General features: G+C 44.1%; 1 protein-coding gene. It reads left to right on the forward strand.

Going from position 1 to position 338, the window contains the following annotated elements; all coding sequences use genetic code 11:
- Window positions 1-307 (forward strand): hypothetical protein (locus ACXAC1_RS20125; protein ID WP_475064013.1); only part of this gene is annotated, 307 nt, incomplete at its 5' end.
- Window positions 308-338 lie beyond the last annotated feature (31 nt).

Genomic DNA, 338 nt, shown 5'->3' on the forward strand with positions numbered 1-338 from the left:
CATAAATAACGTATTGCTAAGGTTAAGTTCCTCGTGCAGTGTCAAGAGATCAGCACCTCAAGATACGACCCAATATGAGCATCAATGGCTTCCTTTTTCGAGTCTAGCTGAAACCCCCGTATCGGCGATGATTATTGCCAATGAGGAAGATTTGAACGAAGTCGATATACCCTATGTCGGCGCTCGTAAGGTATTGATGCTAGTGAAATTATGGAGTCTAAAGCGATCTGTATCTGCTATCGCGATAGGCGCAAATGATTGTGTTGCCTATGATGATTTACCACGTATCGCATCATGGAGGTGCTGATCTCTTGACACTGCACGAGGAACTTAACCTT

The sequence above is a fragment of the Marinomonas sp. AWM4_232 genome (genome assembly GCF_056158325.1).